Raw genomic sequence first — 19,802 nt, 5'->3', positions numbered from 1 at the left:
TCAGTGACCCACGGCAAAGGCAATCGGTGCCGCACGCGCCAAACCGCCACGGCACTTGAGCACGCGCAACTGCGCGGGTTTGGCGTCGATGGCAATGCGCAGTGCCGCCGGTGACGGGTTGACCGCTTCGCTCAACGGACGCCAGGCAAACGCCAGGGTCTGGCCGGTTTCCGCCGCCACCTGCAAACGCCGCAACGCGCGGTCATCGGCCTTGTGCGGCCAGCACAGCACCGCGCCGCAACTGCCTGAGCGCAGGCATTGTTCCGCCGCCCACAAGGCATCGCGTTCACTGGCCTGAATCACCGACAACTGGCGCAAATCGATCCCGGCGTTCTCCCACGCCTGCGGGTACGGCACGAACGGCGGCGCCACCAGCACAATGCGCTCGCCCGCCGCCGACAACCGCGCCAGCGTCGGCCAGACCAGTTGCAGTTCGCCGACACCGGGGCCGGCCAGAAGGATTTCGCTCAGTGCCGCTTCCGGCCAGCCACCGCTGGGCAGGGCCGCGTCCAGCGCGGCATGGCCGGTCGGTTGCGGACTGGCGGCCGGCGGCGCAGCCCGGCCCCTCCAGACCTGGCCGCCATTGAATAGCGTATCCAACGCAACGACGGCGCCCATCAGCCTTGCCTCACCAGACCGCAGAACACCCCTTCGATGGCCAGGTCCTGAGTGTCGCGCACGACAATCGGCTGGTACGCCGGGTTGCGCGGCAGCAGCCGTACCTCATCGCCGAGCCGTTCGAAGCGTTTGATGGTGACTTCACCGTCGAGCCGCGCCACGACGATCTGGCCGTTGAGCGCCTCGGGATTGCGCTTCACGCCGACCAGATCACCGTCGAGGATGCCGTCCTCGATCATCGAATCGCCCTGCACCCGCAGCATGTAATCGGGTGTCCGCGAGAACAGCGCCGGGTCGAGCAGCAAGCGGCTATGAATGTCGGCATCGGCGCCAATCGGCGCACCGGCAGCGACGCGGCCGAGCACAGGGATGTCGAGCAGCTCCGGGCGCGGCGGTTGCCCGAGCAGGCGAATGCCCCGGGCCTGATGCGGGTTGACCTCGATAAAACCGGCTTCGGTGAGCGCGAGCACGTGCTTGCGCGCCACGCTGCGCGAGGCAAAACCAAAAGCCTCGCTGATTTCAGCGAGGCTTGGGGGCTGACCGTGTTCGGCGATGCGATCGCGGATAAACGTCAGAATGGCGGTACGGCGGGGAGTCAGGTTCGTCATGGAGTACATTTGTACTCCTGTAGGATTTTCCTGACAAGCGCCGCCAGTCGGCCTAGGCCGACGTAGGAGCTTGATCGTTCCCACGCTCTGCGTGGGAATGCCTCTAGGGACGCTCTGCGTCCAGTGACGCGGAGCGTCACGGGCTGCATTCCCACGCCGGAGCGTGGGAACGATCAGTGCGGGGGTGTTAGCCAAGGCCTCGTGAGGCCAGGAAACCGGCGATGTAATCGATGAAGGCAACAACCTTGGCCGTGGCCCGCCGATGACTCGGGTACACCGCCAGAATATGCGGGCCAAAGGTATCCGGATCGATCTCGTAATCGGCCATGACCCGCACCAGTCGCCCGTCGGCAATGTACGGCGCGGCGCTCCACAGCGGCGTGTGCAGCAAACCGCGCCCGGCCAGGGCACTGGCCAGCAACAAATCATAATTGTCACTGCGCAACAACGGCGCCGTAGGTTGCGCCAGACTCAAACGCTGGCCGTCACGCTCGGCCCACCAGAACTCGCGGCTGAGCAACGGGTGCTGATAAAGCAGCCATTCGTGCTGCTCAAGCGTCTGCGGATTCACCGGCAAGCCCTTGCGCGCCAGATATTCCGGGCTGCCGCACAGGGCCAGACGATTGCTGCCGACCACCCGCGCAATCAGCCCCGGCAAATCATCGTGGCCTTCGCGCAACGCCAGGTCATAACCACTTTCCAGCAGATTGACGAAGGCATCGCACAGGTCCACTTGCAGGCTGATCTGCGGGTATTGCTGCAAAAAGCCGTCACACACCTCATCGAGAAATGCCCGGCCATACGCCAGCGGCGCGGTGATTTTCAGGCTGCCGCGCAAGCCGTGCTGCAACTGCTCGATTTCCTCGCTGGCCTCGTCCAGCCGTTGCAACACCAGCCGCGCGGTTTCCAGATACACCCGGCCGATTTCGGTGAGCAGAATCCGCCGCGTGCTGCGTTCGAACAGCCGTGCACCCAGCTCCGATTCCAGGTGATTGACCGCTTTGGTCAGCGCCGACGGGGTTTTGCCCAATTGCTCGGCGGCGCGGCTGAAACTGCCGAGCTGCGCGGTGACCACGAACATTTTCAATGCACCCAACTTGTCCATGCTTTTTCCATTCAGGCAAAAACGTTTTTCGTGAGGGAGGCGTTCTGTCCGCCGTTGCCAGCCACTAATCTCGCCATCAGACGCAATAACAAGGAAATCTTCAATGAAAAGATTCATCCCGAGTCTGCTGGTAACCGCTGTAAGTTTTGCCTCGATGGAAGCCATGGCCGCGCCCGATCTGATCCTGCTCAACGGCAAGATTTTCACCGCTGATCGCGCTCAACCCAAGGTGCAAGCCTTGGCAGTGGAGAACGGCAAGGTGCTGAAAGTCGGCACCGACGCACAGATCAAAGCCTTGATCGAACCTGGCACCCAAGTCATCGACCTCAAGGGCAAAGCGTTGATGCCCGGCCTGATCGACAGCCATTCCCACGCGATTTTCGGCGGACTGGAAATGGTCTCGGCGAACATGGAAGACGAGGTCGTCGGCCTCGACGAACTGCAAAAGCGTCTGCGCGACTGGCGTGCAGACGGCAAGGCCAAACATGGCGACGTGCTGAGCATTGCCGGGATGAGTTCGGCTTATTGGGCGCAGGCCGAGGCCTTGGGCAACACTTTCAACAACGGTGAATGGGCCAATGTGCCGGTGGTGTTTATCGGCAGCGACCACCACACCGCGTGGGCCAACAACGTCATGCTCAAACGCGCCGGCATTGACGCCGCGCTGCTGAAAACCCTGCCCGACGCGGAAAAAGACACCCTCGGCAAACTGGCCAGCGGCGAACCGAACGGCTTTGTGGTCGACGCCGGTTGGGATCGGGTCGCCTCGAAAATGCCGGTGCCAAGCCCCGCCGACATGTTGAACGCTGCCAAATCCGCAGTGCGCTACAACAACAGCCTCGGCATCACCGCGTGGATGGACCCGGCCGCCAACGCTGCGCCGGGCGAAGCGGTGTTCGCGCTAAAGCCCACCGAGAAAACCGTCGGCGTGCTGCCGGCCTATAAAGCCCTCTCGCAAAGCGGCGACATGAGCGTGCACGTCGCGGCGCTGCTGGTGGCCAACCCGAAAAGCGTGCCCGCCGATCTCGATACGCTGGACAAGGTGCGCCAGCAATTTCAGGGCATCCCCAACCTGACATTGCCCGGGATCAAGATCTTCGCCGACGGCGTCATCGAATTCCCGGCGCAGAGCGCGGCGATGATCGATCCGTACAGCAACTCGCACAAACAGGGCGAATTGCTGATCGACCCGCAGCATTTCGGCGAACTGGTCAGCGCCATCGACCAACGCGGCTGGCTGGTGCACATCCACGCTATCGGCGACCGCGCGGTGCGTGAATCGCTGAACGGCATCGCCCAGGCGCGCAAGGATCGCCAGAGTGGCGTGACCCACTCGATCACTCACCTGCAAATGGTCAACCCGAAAGAGTTCGCCCGTTTCAAACCGCTCAACGTCATCGCCTCGATGCAACTGCTGTGGGCCAGCGCCGACGACTACACCACCGACATGATCAAGCCCTACGTCAGCGCCCTCGCCTTTCGCTACCAGTACCCGGCGCATTCGCTGTTGAAACAGGGCGCGACGATTGCCGGCGCCAGCGACTGGCCGGTGTCGACGCCGAACCCGTTCAACGCCATGGCGCAGGCGATCACCCGCGTCGGACCGTTGGGCGTGCTTAATGCCGACGAGCGTCTGGACCGCGACACGATGTTTTATGCCTACACGGTCAACGCGGCGCGCACGATTGGCCTGGAGAAGCAGATCGGTTCGCTGACGCCGGGCAAGCAGGCGGACTTTATCGTGCTCGACCGCGACGTGTTCAGCGTCGACAACAAAGCCCTGCATGACACCCAAGTCCTGCAAACCTGGTTCGGCGGCCGTCAGGTCTACACCGCCACAAAATAACAACACAATCTTTCCTTTGTAGGAGTGAGCCTGCTCGCGATAGCGGTGTGTCAGATAACACATCGACACCTGACACACCGCTATCGCGAGCAGGCTCACTCCTACAAGGTTTTCGTACTGCCCAAAAATAATCACAACATCGGGACTTCACATGAAAGCCTTGCCCCTGTTCGCCCTGAGTTTCTTGAGCGTGCTGCCGTTGAGCAGCCAAGCGATCCCCTTGAACGATGACTTTGCGCTGGAGGTAGACCTGACCCTCGCCAGCGACTACCGCACCCGGGGCATCTCGCAAACGCAAAACGACCCCGCCGTGCAGGCCGGCCTGACCCTCGCTCACAGCAGCGGCTTGTACCTCGGCGCCTGGAGTTCCAACGTCGATTTCGGCGGCGGCCTGAAAACCCGTCAGGAGGTCGACTACTACGCCGGTTGGCTGTGGCAGGCGACCGAAGACGTCAGCCTCGACCTGGGCTACATCAAGTACGCCTACCCCAAGGAAAGCCAGTTCAACCAGAGCGAGGTCTACGGGATTCTCGGGGTTTATGGGGTGAAGCTGGCGGCGTATTACTCCGGTGATGCGCCGGGGATCGATAGCAAGCAGAGTTCGCTGTACAGCTACATCGGTTATGAAACCGAGCTGCCGTACGACTCAGGATTGAAGTTGCGCTACGGCAATATGGATTTCAAGGACCCGCATTTGTATTCGGCGTCCGGGCAGGCTGAAGACAGTTATCGGGAATGGGAAGTCAAACTCACCCATAACCTGGCCGGCGTGGTGTTGGGCCTGAGCTACATCGACACCGATCTCTCACAAACCCAATGCCTGAGCAATTGGGGCTTCAAGGATGTCTGCACCGCCACCGTCGTCGCCAGCGTCAGCAAATCTTTCTGACCCCACCGAGATCCATTGTAGGAGTGAGCCTGCTCGCGATAGCGGTGTGTCAGGCAACACATCGACACCTGACACACCGCTATCGCGAGCAGGCTCACTCCTACAAGGATTTGCTTTGAATTCGGTAGTTGTTACAGGATGTTTACGAATTTTTTACTAATGTTCTTCTACAGTTACACGCGCAACCGCGTGGTTTTCATTCATGTAGAGGAATGTTTGACATGGCTTTGGGCAACGGACTGCGTTTACCGTCCATCACTCCTACCCGACTGGTGCTGCTGTTTTCCCTGGCACTGGTGGCGTTGTACAACCTGGCGACCTGGAAGGCGCTGGGCACACTGATCACCCTGCAAGGCGCGCACAAAGTGGCATTCTTTGCTTCGTTTGGGCTGTTTTTGTGGGCGGCGATCACACTGTTGCTGACCCTGGTGTCGTTCCGCTGGACACTGAAACCTGTGCTCACCGTGGTTGCCCTGCTCTCGGCCTGCGCCGCGTATTTCATGAACGAGTACGGCATCACCATCGACACGGTGATGATCCAGAACGTCTTCGAAACCAACCCCGCCGAAGCCACCGCGCTGTTCAACGGCAAGCTTCTGGCTTACGTGCTGCTGCTCGGCGTACTGCCGGCGGCGTTGATCTGGCGTTGGCCAGTGAGTTATCGGCCGTTCTTTCGCGGGTTGCTCAACAAGGTTCTGGTGATCGTCGGTTGCGTGCTGGTGATCGCCGCCTCAGTGGGCACGTTCTATTCAACTTACGCGCCGATCTTTCGCGAAGAAGACAAGCTCACTCACTTCATCAACCCGACCAATTACATCTACGCGATCAGCAAATACACCAAGCAACGCCTGGGCATCAAAAAGCACTTCGTGGTGCAGGCCATCGGCGAAGACGCGGTGATGAGTGCCAAGGCGGCCAGTCGCGAGAAAAAATCGCTGATGGTCTTCGTGGTCGGGGAAACCGCCCGCGCCGATCACTTCTCGCTGAACGGCTATGAGCGCGAGACCAATCCCGAGTTGAGCAAACTCGACATCCTCAATTTCACTCAAGTGCATTCTTGCGGCACGTCGACGGCGGTGTCGGTACCGTGCATGTTCTCGATGTTCCCGCGTGAGGACTACAGCGACAAGAAAGGCAAAACCTACCAAGGCCTGCTCGACATCCTCCAGCGCGCCGGCGTGCAGGTGCTGTGGCTGGACAACAACAGCGACTGCAAAGGCACCTGCCTGCGCGTACCGCACCGCGACATCGCGAAGAACCAGCCGGGGCCGTTCTGCGACGGCAACAACTGCCTCGATGAAGCGCTGCTGGCGGACCTGCAAGGCTACATCGACAGCCTCAAGGGCCACGCGATCATCGTCCTGCATGCGGACGGTAGCCACGGCCCCGAGTATTACCAGCGCTACCCGAAAGACAGGGAGCGCTTCAAACCGATCTGTCACACCAATCAGTTGGGCAGTTGCAGCCGCGATGAACTGGTCAACGTGTACGACAACACGATTCTCTACACCGACCATTTCCTCGCCAAGGTCATCGAATTGCTCAAGCGCAATCAGGACTCGCTGGACACCTCGATGGTGTACGTCTCCGATCACGGCGAATCATTGGGCGAAAACGGCTTGTATCTGCACGCGGCGCCGTATGCGCTGGCACCGCAAGCGCAGACCCATGTGCCGATGGTGATGTGGTTCGGCAATGGCACGCTCGCCAGTGAGGGGATTGATCGCGGCTGCCTGCAAGGCAAGACCGGGCAGACGGATCTGAGCCACGACAACCTGTTTCACTCGGTGCTGGGGTTGTTTGAGGTGAAGACGTCGCTGTATCAACCGGGGCTGGATATTTTCCACGGCTGCCGGCCGTCGATGACGGCCGCCCAATAACCCGGATATTGCGTAGATCCCTTGTAGGAGTGAGCCTGCTCGCGATAGCGGTGTGTCATTCAACAACGATGTTGGCTGATCCACCGCTATCGCGAGCAGGCTCACTCCTACAGGGGGCTGTGGTGTATCAAGGGTTGAGGTTCGCCAGGTAGGCCCAAGGGTAAATGCCGCGTTGATGGCCGTCGCTGAACACCAGTTGCACGCCATAGCCCTGGGGGTTGAGTTCGATCAGGCGCACGCGATCATCCACCAGCGGCGTCAGACCTTTGAGGCGAAACGCGCGGCACTGCGAGCACGGGCACTGGCGGCGCAGTTCGGCATGGTTCAGCTGTTGTTCGCGGCCGTCCGGCCAGCTCAAGCGTAAGGTGCCTTCGCTCTGCGAGTTACCGACTGACAGTGGGTTCATTGCAACTGACTCAGGGCGATGCGCACGGCTTTGCGCACTTCCGGGTCGCCGTCATCCTGCGCGGCCTGCAACGCGGCCACGGCGCCGCGATCATTCAGTTCGCCCAAGGCCAGCGCGGCTTCCTTGCGCAGGTTGCTGATGCGATGGCCGAGGGTGTCGATCAGCGCGTCCAGCGCCGGAGCAAATTGCAAACGGCCGAGGCTGCGGGTGGCGCGTAAACGCACTTGCCAGTAGTCATCGCTCAGGGCTTCGACCAAGGCCGGGCCGGCGTCGCGGTGGCCGACCTTGCCCAGTGTCGTTGCGGCTTCTTCGCGCACTTGCCAGGCGTTGTCCTGCAAGGCCTGGCGCAGGGCTGGCAAGACTTCGGCGCTGGAGGCTAAACCGAGAGCACCGGTGGCGGCGCGGCGAACTTCGGTGTCCGGGTCGTCGCTGGCCAACCGGGCCAATGCCGATAACGCGTCGAGCTGCTTGAGCCAGCCGAGCACACCCACCGCTTCACGACGAACGCTGGCGTCGGCATCGTTCAGCGCCGCGACGGCAGCCGGCGCAGCATCGGCAAAACGCAGTTCACGCAAGGCGCGGAACGCGGCGATACGCACGCTGACGTCGGCGTGATCGGTCCACGGCAGAATCACCCGCCCCGCCGCTTCAGTCTTGAGCAGACTCAGGCTTTGCGCAGCGGCGGATTGCACGGCGGGCGACGAGTCGGTCAAGGCTTCACACAAGGCTTGCACGACATCCTCATCTTCCCAGGCCTCGAGCAAACGCGCGGCTTCGGCGCGGACGTCTTCGGCAGGATCCTGCCCCAGGCGATCGACCAGCCAGAGCAAGCCATCCGGCTCTTCGAGATCGGCCAGATCAATCAGCGCAATACGCCGCACACCCGCATCTTCAGCAGTAAGGCGCGGTTGCAGGGCAAGAATTTCATCGTTATCGGTCACAGCAAATATAGAGGTCATAGGGCAAATCGCGGCAAAGGGTTTTCGGGAGGCAGGCCGAGCGGGTTGAGGCGCGGCAGCGGCCGGTCGTTGTCGTGGCGCAGCAGGTCGAGGCAGTGGCGTTTGAGGCGCGAGAATTCAGGACTGGTGACCAGTTCGCTGGTGCGTGGCCGGGCGAAATCCAGGCGCAAGTCTTCGATGATTCGCCCCGGTCGCGCGCTCATCACCAGCAAGCGATCGGCGAGGAACAGCGCCTCGTCGATGTCATGGGTAACGAAGACGACGGTGGTACGAATGCGCGTCCAGATGTCCAGCAGCAGTTCCTGCATGTTCAGACGGGTCAGCGCATCCAGCGCGCCGAACGGTTCGTCCATCAGCAACAAGCGTGGGCGATTGACCAGCACCCGGGCGATCTCCACCCGCTGCTGCATGCCGCCGGAAAGCTGATCGGGCCAGCGTTCGGCGAAACCTTCGAGGCCGACCAGTTTGAGGATTTCGTCGGCGGCGCGATGGCGTTCGGCCTTGCCGATGCCACGCATTTTCAGGCCGAACGCAACGTTGTCACGCACCGTGCGCCATGGAAACAGCGTGTGGTGCTGGAACACCATGCCGCGCTGCGGTGACGGACCGGACACCGCTGCGCCATCGACTTTCAGGCTGCCGGCATGCGCACTCAGATGCCCGGCCAGCGCGCCGAGCAAGGTCGACTTGCCGCAACCGGACGGGCCGAGAATGCAGACGAATTGGCCGGGTTCGATCTGGCAATCGAGTTCGCGCACCGCTTCGAACGCTTCTTTTCCTTGACCAAGGACGATGGACAATTGGCGAATGTCGATCCGCCCTTCCGGGGTTTGCATCGCGCTCATCAGGCTTTTCCTCGCGGTCGATGCCAAGGCGTGAACAACCCGCCCAGACGTTTGATCAGCAGACTGCTGCCCATGCCCAACACGCCGATCAGGAGCATGCCGACGACGATGTCGGCGTAGTTCTGAATGGTGTAGGACTCCCAGGTGTAGTAACCGATGCCGAACTGGCCGGAGATCATTTCCGCCGTGACCAGACAGAACCATGAAGTGCCCATGCCGATCGCCAGGCCGGTGATGATGCTCGGCGCGGCGCCGGGCAGGATCACTTCGAGCAGGATCGCGCGGCGCCCTGCCCCGAGGCTTTTCGCCGAGGCGATCAGGCGCGGATCGACGCCTTCGACGCCGTGCACGGTATTCAGCAGGATCGGGAACAACGCGCCGGTGAAAGTGATGAAGACCATCGACAATTCAGAGGACGGGAACATCAGGATCGCCAGTGGAATCCAGGCGACGGCGGGGATCGGGCGCAGGACTTCGAGCGGTGGCAGCAGCAGATCTTCGGCCCATTTCGAGCGGCCGATGGCTAGACCGAGGGCGATGCCGATGATTAGCGCCGCAATATAGCCGGCGAAGACGCGGCTGAGGCTGGCGGTCAAGTGTTGCAGGAGCTTGCCGGAATCGCCCAGACCCAGCGCCGCTTCGATCACCGCGATGGGTGTTGGCACGTTAGCGAAGGTGACCAGGCCGAGGTTCCAGTGGTGGCTGGCGGCGAGTTGCCAGAACAGCAGGCAGAGCAGCAAGGATGAGGCTCGGGGGATCCAGCGTGAAAACATATATCACCTCTGATCGTTCCCACGCTCTGCGTGGGAATGCATCCCGTGACGCTCCGCGTCACATCCAAAGCGGACGCAGAGCGTCCATTGAGGCATTCCCACGCAGAGCGTGGGAACGATCTGCGTTTGAGTTAACGGGTGGCGACGGCCTGGGTGGTGGCGTCGGTGAAGTCGAGGACTTTGCCACCCTGCGCCGAGGCATATTGCTGAGCCTGCCCCTTGAGCAAAAACGCACTCAACCGCCCCTTGCCATCACTGGCAAACCACGCCTGCTCCGCGAGCAACTTGATCCCGCTGTCACTGGCCTGCGCATACACCGCCCGCACGTTTTTGCCTGCCTGCTTCAAAGCCGCCAGCGCGGTAAACGCCTCTTCCGCCGACGCGTACTGGCGCACCTTGTCCTCACCGCGCACCCAGATTTCAGCCACATGGTTGACGTCGGTGATCGCCTTACCGGTCGCGGCATCTGTAGCCTGCAACGGCGTCTGCGCGTAATTGGCCAACTGCGCCGTGTAATCCAGCCCCGACGCCTTGAACGCCGCACGAATGTATTGATCGTCAATAAACGTATTCAGATCGAGCCCGCGATCAGCCTTCTTCAGCAGCTTCAACGTATCGATCGCCGTGCCGACTGCCTGGCGATATTCAGGCTTCCAGCTCAGGTCGCGGGTCTGCACGCCGAGCGGGCCGTGGAACAGGTAGTTCACCTCGGCATCGACGCCGGTGACTTTGGCGATCAGCTCGCTGTACTTCTCAGGCTCGGCGGCGAGCAGTTGATTGGCCTCGATACTCGCGCGCAGGTACGCGACGACGATCTCCGGGTACTTCCTGGCGTAAGCCTGATCCACCAGCGCACCATGAAACGTCGGCGCGTTGGCCTGCGCGCCGTCGTAAATCTTGCGCGCGAAACCCCGGCTCGGGAACAGTTCGGCGAACGGCACAAAATCGGCGTGAGCGTCGATCTTGCCGGCCTGCAACGCCGAGCCGGCGACCTCTGGCGGCTGGGCGATGATGTTGACGTCCTTCAGCGGATCCCAGCCCTGCGCCGCCACCGCCCGCAGCAGCATGCCGTGGGCGGTCGAAGCGAACGGCACGGAAATGGTCTTGCCCTTGAGCTCGCTCAGCGCCTGCACGCCCGACGCGCTCGGCACGACAATGCCGTTGCCGCTGCCCTTGATGCTGCCCGACAGCACGCTGATGAACAGGCTGTGCTTGCCGGCGGTTTCAAACGCGACGCCGTTGAACGCACCGGGGAAATCGGCCATGGCGCCGAAGTCGAGTTTGCCGGCGACCATCTCGTTGGTCAGCGGTGCGCCGCTGGTAAAGTTTTTCCACTGCACGTCGTACTTGGCATCTTTGTAAGCGCCGTCGTGGGGCAGGTATTTGTCGAGCAGACCGAGTTCACGAATCAACAAGCCGCCGGCGGCGCAGTTGATGGTGGTGTCCTGGGTGCCGATGGCAATGCGGATGGTTTCGGCGGAGGCCGACAAGGTAAACGAAGCCAGTACCAGACCGGCGATTGCTGCACGCAACATGAGTGTTTCCCCTCGAATCATTTATTGGATGTTCGTCTCCGCCGCGATCAGGGCGCGGTGGGAAACGAGGGGTTATCGGTGAATCCAGCGTCCGGGGTTGTCGGATGGCTTTGGGTTGTCTGGGGTGGCCTCTTCGCGAGCAAGCTCGCTCCCACAGGATTTCTGGCGTATTCAATTTGTGCAGTAACTCGATCCACTGTGGGAGCGAGCTTGCTCGCGAAAGCGGAGTATCAGTCGACATCATTGCGCAATGACCCACCGCATTCGCGAGCAGGCTCGCTCCCACAGTGGTCCGGGTTTCAACGCAGGAGATAGGGGATGTCGACTTTGACGGCTCCCGTCGGGCAATCCTTCTCGCACGGCATGCAGTACCAGCATTCATCGAACGCCATATAAGCCTTCTGCGTCGCCGGATTGATCGCCAGCAAGTCCATCGGGCAAACGTCGACACACACGGTGCAGCCCTTGTCGGCGATGCATTTGTCCTCGTCCACGGTGACGGGGGCGTTGGAGCGGAAGAAGATTTCCTGAGCTTGATAGGCCATGGTTCGGGCTCTCTGGTTATTGATGTATCAAGCGGCGAAAGCGCCGACCCGCAAGCGGTCGTAGGCCTGCATTTCTTCAGCATCGAGCGGGATGATGTAAGGCTCGACGGCTTTCTTGAAACTGGTCATCTGGCCGTCATCACCCTTCTTCAAATGGCAATGGCAGAACCACTCGCTGTCGTTGCGCTGCGGGTGATCGACGCGATAGTGGTACAGGCCCCAGCGGCTTTCGGCGCGGAACAACGAGGCGCGGGCGGCCATTTCGGCGCAGTCGCGAATCACGCTGGTTTCCATCGCGCGCATCAGTTCGTGGGCGTTGTTGGCCTTCATCTGCTCGAGATCGCGTTCGATGCCGCTGAAGCGTTGCAGGCCGATCTGCATCTTCTTGGTCACTTTTGGCGGTTGCAGATAGTCGTTAACGAAGCGCCGCAACTTGTACTCGACCTGCGCCGGCGGCAGACCGTGTTCGCGATCCAGCGGTGCGTAGACCCGGGCTTTTTCCTTCTCGATCTGCGCGGTATCCAGCGCAGAAAACTCGCGACCGGCGACGAAATCGGCGGCGTTGTGTCCGGCAAACCAGCCGTAGGTGAATGCACCAAGCATGTAGTTGTGCGGCACCGCAGCCATGTCACCCGCCGAATACAAACCCTTCACCGAGGTCTCGGCACGTTCATTGACCCACACGCCGGACGCCGAGTGACCGCTGCAAAAACCGATTTCGGAAATGTGCATCTCGACCATTTGCGTGCGGTAATCAGTGCCACGATTGGCGTGGAACTGGCCGCGACTCGGGCGCTCGTTGCTGTGCAGAATCTCCTCGATGTTCTGGATGGTTTCCTCGGCGAGGTGATCGAGTTTGAGGAACACCGGGCCGTTGCCGCTCTCCAGTTCCTGGTGGAACTCCCACATCATCTGCCCGCTCCAGTAGTCGCACTCGATGAAGCGTTCGCCCTTGTTGTTGGCGGTGTAGCCGCCCAGCGGGCCGGTGACGTAAGCGCAGGCCGGGCCGTTGTAATCCTTGATCAGCGGGTTGATCTGAAAGCACTCAAGATTCGCCAGTTCAGCACCGGCGTGATAGGCCATCGCGTAACCGTCGCCAGCGTTGGTCGGGTTTTCGTAAGTGCCCATCAGGTAACCCGACGACGGCAGACCGAGGCGCCCGGCAGCACCGCAGGCGAGGATCACCGCTTTGGCTTTGATCACATGGAAATCAGCGGTGCGGCAGTCAAAGCCCATCACCCCGTTGACAGTGCCCTCCTCGTCAGTCAGCAAACGCGTGCAAACCAGGCGATTGGTGATGCTCACACGCGCACGTTTCAACTGGCGATAGAGGACCTTTTTGATGTCGTGCCCTTCCGGCATCGGCAGCACGTAGGCGCCCATGTGGTGGACTTTTTTCACCGCGTAATCGCCGGTTTCGTCCTTCTCGAACTTCACGCCCCAGCGATCAAGCTGTTCGATGGTTTCGAAGCTGTGCGTCGCGTAGGCATAGACGGCGGCCTGATTGACGATGCCGTCGTTGGCGATGGTGATTTCCTTGGTGTACTGCTCCGGTGTCGAGTGGCCGGGAATGATCGCGTTGTTCAGGCCGTCCATGCCCATGCTGATCGCGCCGCTGCGTTTGACGTTGGCCTTGTCGACCAGCAACACGCGCAAGTCGCGGTTCTTTTCCTTGGCCTTGATCGCGGCCATCGGGCCTGCGGTGCCGCCGCCGATGACGACGATGTCGTATTCCTGTTCGAGAACGTTGCGGGTCATGCCTGCTCCCCTTTTTGCCGGTCGATCCGCAGGCGGTACTGGAACGCATCGCCACGGTAGTAAAGGTGTTCGAAGTCCAGCGGCTGGCCTTGCGCGTCGTGGGTCAGGCGTTCGATACGCATGATCGGCGAGCCGGCCTCGACGTTCAGCGCCTGGGTCAGGTCGCTGTCGGCCAGCACCGCGTCGATGGCCAGATCGGCGTGACCGAGGGCGAGGCCGCAGTCGTTTTCGAGGATCAGAAAGATATCGCGGGTGACCAGATCGGCCTTCTCCAGCCGCTCGCCGACGGCTTTGGGCAGGTAGGTGATTTCCAGCGAAATCGGCTCGCGATTGATCAGCCGTACACGTTTGATCTGCGCGACGATCTCACCCTCGGCAACCTGCAAACGCTCGGCGACGCGCTTGTCAGCCGGGATGAATTTGAAGCTGCGCAGGCGGTTGATCACTTCGTAGCCACGCCCGGTCATCGACTCGGCGAGGCCTTGCAGGCTGCTGACGTTTTGAAAGGTTTTCGGTTTGGCGACGAAGGTGCCTTTGCCGTGGATCTTGAAGATCAGCCCTTCCTTTTGCAGATCGCCGAGCGCCTGGCGCACGGTGATGCGGCTGACTTTGAACAGCGCACCGAGTTCGCTTTCGGAGGGCATCTGGCTGTCTTGCGGGTATTCGCCGTCGAGAATCCGCGCACGGAGGACGTCGCGCAGTTGGGTGTGCAGAGGAACGCTGCTAAGGGAGAGAACGTTATCGGTCATCACGGGATCACTTGTTATAACGAGTTATGACGTGATCTTAGGGTTGTTATGACAAGGTTGAGAAATATTTTTTGGGCATAACCTTAGATTCGGTGTTGAAGATCAAAAGATCGCAGCCTTCGGCAGCTCCTACATGAAACCGCGATCCCCTGTAGGAGCTGCCGAAGGCTGCGATCTTTTGATCTTAACGTCAGAGGATCTGGTCCATGACCCAGTCGGTCTTGAGGGCTTGTTCGGCGACGGCGGGATGTTGTGAATCGCCACGAATATGCGCATTCATGCCCAGCACGTGATGCCACTGGATGTGCTCGTGATGGGGGATTTCCAGGCTGAGGTGTTCATCGGCATGCAATTGCACGGGATGCTCATCGAATACGGAAAAACTGATCCGCCCAAGGCTGCCGATGATCTCGACGCGATCCTCACGCCGATCCGCCACAAAACTCCAGCAGCCCATGCCCAGCGCCCCGGAGGCGAACCGCCAACTGGCGCTGACGGCATCTTCGGCGGCATACAAACCGGCCTGACGCGCGGTGAATCCGGCCACTTCAACGATGTCGCCGACCAGGTACTGGAACAGGTCAAAGCCATGGCTGGCCAGGTCAGCAAAGTAACCGCCGCCGGCCACCGCCGGATCGGTGCGCCAATTGTCGCGTCCGTCCAGATCCGCCGGCGACGGCGCTTTGGTCAGTGTCCAGCTCAGATGACGGACATCACCGATTCGCCCCTCCTCCAACCATTGCCGCACTTGCGCAAAGCGCGGCAACGAACGGCGATAGTAAGAAACGAACAGGTGCAAACCCGCCTCGGCAAACGCCTGCTGCATTTCGCGGCTTTGTCCGGCATGCAGCGCCATGGGTTTTTCCACGCAACAATGTTTGCCGGCAGCGGCGACTTTCAGGCTGTAGGCATGGTGGCTGTCGGGTGGCGTAGCGATGTACACCGCGTCCACCTCGGGATCGTTGATCAGCGCATCGACGTCGGTGTAGACCTGGGCAATGCCGTGGCGCGCGGCGTAGTCGGTCACGGCTTCCAGGCGTCGGCCCATCACCGCCACCAGCGCTGAACCGGGTGCTTTGTAGAAAGCCGGGCCGCTCTTGCGCTCAGCGACGCTGCCACAACCGATCATGCCCCAACGCACCACGTCCATGTCTCTTCCTTTAGCCGATGCGCAGGGCGCGCAGATCGAGGTGACCGTCCTTCAGCGGCGGGCACCAGTAGTAGCCGCCAGTAATCGGGCGGCTGATGCGATAGAGGCCATCGGTGATGCCGTCTTCCAGGCCGCTCATGCGCCGCAGTTGTGCTTCGAAAGCATCCAGCGAGAAACCGAAGGCGAGGAACATCAAACCGGCACGATCACCTTCGATCCACGGCATCGAGCGGCGCACGACGAACGCCTCAGGGGCGAAGCTTTCCTGCGCGGTGCGTTTGACGTGCGCAGAGACTGGCGCGTCGTCGATCTCTTCGTTGTCGCTCAGGCGACGGCCCATGATGTTGTCTTTGTCGTCGGCGGACAGTTTGTGGAAACCCTTGAGGTCGTGCTGCCACTGCTGGATCGCGGCGAAACTGCCACCGACCATGCCGTCAGTGCCTGCGCTTTGCAGGGCGGCAGCGATGGCGGCTTCGTCGTGGGGGTTTTCGGTGCCATCTTCGTAACCGGTGAGGTCGTGGCCGTCCTTGTGGCGGAAGGCTTCCTGCCTCTCGACCAGGCGCAGGGCCGGGGCCAGTGCGGCCTCAAGGGCATTGCAACGGTTGAGCAGTTCACCACGGTCGACGCCGTGCAGCCACACCCACAGTGCGTGCTGGGTCGACGGGTTTTCCACGCCAACGCCGGTCATCGCCGGGAAGCTGCGCAGGCCGTCGATCTGCACGTTGAGGGCCTTGACCAAGGACTCACCAAAACCGACCACCGCCGACTGGCCGTCCACCTGATTGATCAGGTTGTCGATCGCCTGCGGCAGCGCTTCCACCGACTCAAGGGCGAAAAACAGGTGACGTGCTTGCGCAGGAACTGGGGTGGCGAGAATGCCCGGCTGGTAGTAACTCATGTGAACTCCTTGGGAAAGTGCGCGGGAGTTTACCTGTGGCCGGAGGGTTTGTGGGGGTTTGGATGGAAGTCAAAAGCCCCTCACCCTAGCCCTCTCCCGGAGGGAGAGGGAACTGATTCGGGGATATTAGAGATCTACACCGACTTGAACGTGCATCGGTGAATCCATCATTTCAGGTCGATGCATGACACTGCCGTCGGCCTCAATCTCTCAAGTCCATAATCGACGCAATCTTTCAGGTCGATGTAACTCGCAAGACACTGCGGTCGGCTCCCTCTCCCTCCGGGAGAGGGCTGGGAGGGTTAGCGACATTACGCCAGGCACTCGGGCTCAGCCCCGTCCAGCGCTTGAACGCCCGGCGAAAACTGCGCACATCGCTGTAGCCGACCTCTTCAGTGATCCGCTCGATCGGCATATCGGGATTGGCCAGCAAACTCAGGGTCCGCGCCTGCCGCACCTGCTCCAGCAGCGCCTCGAACGTCAACGCATGCTCGGTCAGCCGCCGGCGCAACGTGCGACTGCTCATGTTCAAATCACCGGCAATCTTTTCAATATGGCTGCCACGACTCAGGTCCCGGGCAATCGCCCGTTCCACCGCCTGAATCAGATCGAGTTTCTGATGCACCTGCGCCGCTTCCAGCTCCAGCAATGCCACCGCCTGACGCAATGCCAGCGAATGATGATTGGGTAAATTCACATCCAGCCACTGCACATCGATCAGCATGCGATTGTGCAGGCAACCGAAACGCACCTCTGGCCCCAGCAGACGATGGTATTCGCTGAGGTAATCCGGTGCGGCATGCACGAACTCCACGGCAATCGGCTTGAAATCAGCACCTGCCAATGCCCGGCCATACACCAGCAGACTGGCGAAAAACTCCTCGACCGCGAACACCTGCACATCGGCAAACGGCAAGCGGCATTCGGCATCGAGGTGCACCTGCCCGCCCACCACATCGACGCTGGACACCACAATCCCGCCCGACGTGTGCTGATGCCGAATCCCCAAAGCAAAGGCATCGCGCAAGGTCTTGCACAACGACAACACATGCCCGAGCAAGCCCAATGTGCCAAGAACGTTCTGCGCACCCACCCACAGCCCCAGACCTTGATTGGGCAGTACTTTGAGTGCGCGTTGAATCATCGCCACGGCCTGGCGATAGGAAATTCGCTGCGCCGGATCCTGCAGATCTTCAAGGGTGAAACCCAGGCCACGGCACAGGCTCTGGGGATCGATGCCCTTGTTCTGTACGACTTCAGCGAGGGTTTGCAAGAGGAACGGCGAGACCAGCGCCAGTTCGAAGGTCGGGTCTAGGACTTTTACGTTCATGGGGGCTGACATTCCGGATCACGCTTGATTGTTATTTTTGTAACCGGTTATGTCGAAGGAAGTTAGCACAAGGTGCGCGCACTGTCCGCAGATGCCCCCCTCGGTGTCCGCCAATACCCTGCCCCAACGTACGCCAAACGCTTATTTCTAGCGTACCGGCGCTCCGAGCGACCGGTACCAGGTCCCAATCACAATAATAATGAGGACAGTCATGAGCCAGAACCGTGCAACATCCTTCTTGCCGCTCGCCCTTTTCATCGCGGGTTGCCCTCTGACGTTGCCCGCCCTGGCCACCGAAGCCGGTGTCGACAACATCGGCACCGGCACCGACGGTTTCTTCATGCTGCCGCTGGAAGTCGACAGCCTTCCGGAGAACATGGTCGCGTTCAACCTCTACTACAACCATTACAAAGCGACCCAGTTCAACATCAGCTCGCTGGGCGGCAAGGTGCCAAAGGTCGAAATCGAATCCACCGCGGTGATTCCGCGTCTCGATTACTTGAGCCCGGTGCGGGTGTTTGGTGGGCGACTGGCCGGTTACATCGCACAGCCGTGGTTGAAGCAGGAAGTCTCGGTGTTTGGCTTGAGCGACACCCGCGAAGGCATGGGCGATACCACGTTCGCCCCGATCATTCTGTGGGACATGGGCAAAAACCTGACCCTCGGCGCCGCCGTAGAGGTTACCGTGCCCACCGGTGAGTACAGCGTCGATCGGCTGGCCAATACCAGCAACAATTTCTATACCTACAAGCCGTTGTTCTCGTTCACTTGGTTGCCGACTGACAACACCGAAGTCTCGATGAAGACCACTTACAGCTTCAACGAGAAGAACAAGGACACCGACTACAAGTCGGGGCAGATCTTCCACTTCGATTATTCGGCCAGCTACAAGATCACCGACGACTTGATGCTCGGCGTCAACGGCTACTTCCTCCAGCAGACCACCGACGACAAACAGTTCGGCCACACCGTGCAGTTTGCCGGGCAGGACGTCGACGACGGCGTACGCGGCAAGGTCTTCGCAATTGGTCCGGCGCTGCACTTCACCTTTCTCAAATACGCCAGTGCGGAGATTCGCTGGGCCAAGGAATTTGATGTGGAGAACCGGCCGGAGGGGGAAATGTTGTGGGCGAAGGTGAGTATTCCCTATGCGTTCTGAGTGTATTTGTAGGAAAGCGCACCTGGATTTGTAGCCTGAAAACCTGAAAAACGCATGGGTGGAATACGCCTACAGCGGCGGTCGAGATTACCGGCCAACAGGGGGAAACGTCTGGCAGATTTAAAGGGTGCGCTTGCAGATACTGGGCTCCGTTATCCCATGGTTTCTCAAGGGCTCATGGGGTGCATCGTCTGCCAGTGACGACAATGGGCCATTCCCCCCTTTAAACTGCTGAGATTGATCACGGAGATCACTATGAGCATATTACTTTCCCCGTTTTACTCTGACTTCGAATCCGAAGAAGAGGCCGAGAGCTACGATCGCTGGTTTCGTGCAGAGGTACAGGCTGCACTCGATGATCCTAGTCCTGGTATTCCCCATGATGAGGCTATGGCGATGCTCGACCAGATGCTGGAAGAGATGCGCAGGAAGCGCCGCTCTGCTGCTTGAATGGAGCAGCAAGTCCTCGCGTCAACTGGCTGACATCTTCAAATACATCGAGCAACACAACACCAACGCTTCAATTTCGCTAAGACACAAGGTTGGTGCGGCAGCACAACGGCTTTCATCAATACCTTACGGTTACCGACCTGGCCGAGTGCCTGGTACTCGTGAGATGGTGATTCATCCGAACTATCTGCTGGTCTATCGAGTGAATGGGCGCATCAGAATACTGAGGGTGCTTCACGCCCGGCAAAAATACCCTTCAACTTCATCAACATAAAAAAAGGGCGACCCACCGGTCGCCC

At 60.5% G+C, this 19,802-nt stretch carries 20 protein-coding genes; 6 read left to right on the top strand and 14 right to left on the bottom strand.

Going from position 1 to position 19,802, the window contains the following annotated elements; all coding sequences use genetic code 11:
- The 3 genes from imuA to ACWR1S_RS15680 form a co-directional block, all read right to left on the bottom strand.
- Positions 1-618, bottom strand: a complete 618-nt coding sequence (imuA, locus tag ACWR1S_RS15690) for a translesion DNA synthesis-associated protein ImuA (RefSeq protein WP_454564132.1) — start codon at positions 616-618, stop codon at positions 1-3.
- Positions 618-1,235: a transcriptional repressor LexA gene (gene lexA, locus ACWR1S_RS15685; protein ID WP_454564131.1), complete on the bottom strand. Its 618-nt coding sequence runs from the start codon at positions 1,233-1,235 to the stop codon at positions 618-620. The genes imuA and lexA overlap by 1 nt, the downstream gene beginning before the upstream one ends.
- A gap of 178 nt (positions 1,236-1,413) precedes the next feature.
- Positions 1,414-2,331, bottom strand: a complete 918-nt coding sequence (locus ACWR1S_RS15680; protein WP_454564130.1) for a LysR substrate-binding domain-containing protein — start codon at positions 2,329-2,331, stop codon at positions 1,414-1,416.
- A 103-nt stretch (positions 2,332-2,434) separates the two neighbouring features.
- Between ACWR1S_RS15680 and ACWR1S_RS15675 the strand changes: the two genes are divergently transcribed.
- The 3 genes from ACWR1S_RS15675 (at position 2,435) to ACWR1S_RS15665 (ending at position 6,946) form a co-directional block, all read left to right on the top strand.
- The gene (locus tag ACWR1S_RS15675; RefSeq protein ID WP_454564129.1) at positions 2,435-4,177 is read left to right on the top strand and encodes an amidohydrolase; all 1,743 of its coding nucleotides are present in this window, start codon (positions 2,435-2,437) and stop codon (positions 4,175-4,177) included.
- A gap of 151 nt (positions 4,178-4,328) precedes the next feature.
- Positions 4,329-5,066: a TorF family putative porin gene (locus ACWR1S_RS15670; protein WP_454564128.1), complete on the top strand. Its 738-nt coding sequence runs from the start codon at positions 4,329-4,331 to the stop codon at positions 5,064-5,066.
- Between the two features lie 221 nt (positions 5,067-5,287).
- Positions 5,288-6,946, top strand: a complete 1,659-nt coding sequence (locus tag ACWR1S_RS15665) for a phosphoethanolamine transferase (protein WP_454564127.1) — start codon at positions 5,288-5,290, stop codon at positions 6,944-6,946.
- Between the two features lie 127 nt (positions 6,947-7,073).
- On the opposite strand, the gene ACWR1S_RS15660 is transcribed toward ACWR1S_RS15665, so the two are convergent.
- The 11 genes from ACWR1S_RS15660 to ACWR1S_RS15610 all read right to left on the bottom strand — a co-directional run bounded on the left by ACWR1S_RS15660 (position 7,074) and on the right by ACWR1S_RS15610 (position 17,894).
- Entirely contained in the window at positions 7,074-7,352 is a 279-nt protein-coding gene (locus ACWR1S_RS15660) for a DUF971 domain-containing protein (protein ID WP_322846956.1), read from the bottom strand.
- The gene (locus ACWR1S_RS15655) at positions 7,349-8,311 is read right to left on the bottom strand and encodes a HEAT repeat domain-containing protein (protein WP_454564126.1); all 963 of its coding nucleotides are present in this window, start codon (positions 8,309-8,311) and stop codon (positions 7,349-7,351) included. Before ACWR1S_RS15655 ends, ACWR1S_RS15660 begins: the two co-directional genes overlap by 4 nt.
- Positions 8,308-9,156: an ABC transporter ATP-binding protein gene (locus ACWR1S_RS15650; RefSeq protein ID WP_454564125.1), complete on the bottom strand. Its 849-nt coding sequence runs from the start codon at positions 9,154-9,156 to the stop codon at positions 8,308-8,310. The genes ACWR1S_RS15655 and ACWR1S_RS15650 overlap by 4 nt, the downstream gene beginning before the upstream one ends.
- A complete protein-coding gene (locus ACWR1S_RS15645; protein WP_454564124.1) occupies positions 9,156-9,929 on the bottom strand; it encodes an ABC transporter permease in 774 nt (257 codons plus the stop codon). The genes ACWR1S_RS15650 and ACWR1S_RS15645 overlap by 1 nt, the downstream gene beginning before the upstream one ends.
- 131 nt (positions 9,930-10,060) lie before the next feature.
- Positions 10,061-11,485: an ABC transporter substrate-binding protein gene (locus ACWR1S_RS15640; RefSeq protein ID WP_454564123.1), complete on the bottom strand. Its 1,425-nt coding sequence runs from the start codon at positions 11,483-11,485 to the stop codon at positions 10,061-10,063.
- Positions 11,486-11,763: 278 nt separating this feature from the next.
- Positions 11,764-12,009, bottom strand: a complete 246-nt coding sequence (locus tag ACWR1S_RS15635; RefSeq protein ID WP_042559450.1) for a 4Fe-4S dicluster domain-containing protein — start codon at positions 12,007-12,009, stop codon at positions 11,764-11,766.
- A gap of 27 nt (positions 12,010-12,036) precedes the next feature.
- Entirely contained in the window at positions 12,037-13,767 is a 1,731-nt protein-coding gene (locus ACWR1S_RS15630) for a fumarate reductase/succinate dehydrogenase flavoprotein subunit (protein WP_454564122.1), read from the bottom strand.
- Complete coding sequence (locus tag ACWR1S_RS15625; protein WP_454564121.1) at positions 13,764-14,516, bottom strand: GntR family transcriptional regulator; 753 nt, start codon at positions 14,514-14,516, stop codon at positions 13,764-13,766. The genes ACWR1S_RS15630 and ACWR1S_RS15625 overlap by 4 nt, the downstream gene beginning before the upstream one ends.
- Positions 14,517-14,706: 190 nt before the next feature.
- Complete coding sequence (locus ACWR1S_RS15620; RefSeq protein ID WP_454564120.1) at positions 14,707-15,666, bottom strand: Gfo/Idh/MocA family protein; 960 nt, start codon at positions 15,664-15,666, stop codon at positions 14,707-14,709.
- Positions 15,667-15,676: 10 nt separating this feature from the next.
- On the bottom strand, positions 15,677-16,564 hold the full coding sequence (locus ACWR1S_RS15615) for a Dyp-type peroxidase (RefSeq protein WP_454564119.1): 888 nt from the start codon (positions 16,562-16,564) through the stop codon (positions 15,677-15,679).
- A gap of 235 nt (positions 16,565-16,799) precedes the next feature.
- Positions 16,800-17,894, bottom strand: a complete 1,095-nt coding sequence (locus ACWR1S_RS15610) for an AraC family transcriptional regulator (protein ID WP_454564118.1) — start codon at positions 17,892-17,894, stop codon at positions 16,800-16,802.
- Positions 17,895-18,105: 211 nt separating this feature from the next.
- Between ACWR1S_RS15610 and ACWR1S_RS15605 the strand changes: the two genes are divergently transcribed.
- The 3 genes from ACWR1S_RS15605 (at position 18,106) to ACWR1S_RS15595 (ending at position 19,777) form a co-directional block, all read left to right on the top strand.
- Positions 18,106-19,053 carry a SphA family protein gene (locus tag ACWR1S_RS15605; protein WP_454564117.1) on the top strand — a complete coding sequence of 316 codons (948 nt, stop codon included), beginning with the start codon at positions 18,106-18,108 and terminating at the stop codon, positions 19,051-19,053.
- Positions 19,054-19,308: 255 nt separating this feature from the next.
- Positions 19,309-19,503 (top strand): type II toxin-antitoxin system RelB family antitoxin, encoded by a 195-nt coding sequence (gene relB, locus ACWR1S_RS15600; RefSeq protein ID WP_095123340.1) that lies wholly within the window; start codon positions 19,309-19,311, stop codon positions 19,501-19,503.
- Positions 19,436-19,777, top strand: coding sequence for a type II toxin-antitoxin system RelE/ParE family toxin (locus ACWR1S_RS15595; RefSeq protein WP_127930382.1), 342 nt, complete (start codon positions 19,436-19,438; stop codon positions 19,775-19,777). Before relB ends, ACWR1S_RS15595 begins: the two co-directional genes overlap by 68 nt.
- Positions 19,778-19,802: the final 25 nt, after the last annotated feature.

This window comes from Pseudomonas sp. AIG (assembly GCF_977020205.1).
The sequence above is the reverse complement of the archived record's forward strand: the minus strand, read 5'-3'. Positions and strand labels throughout refer to the sequence as shown.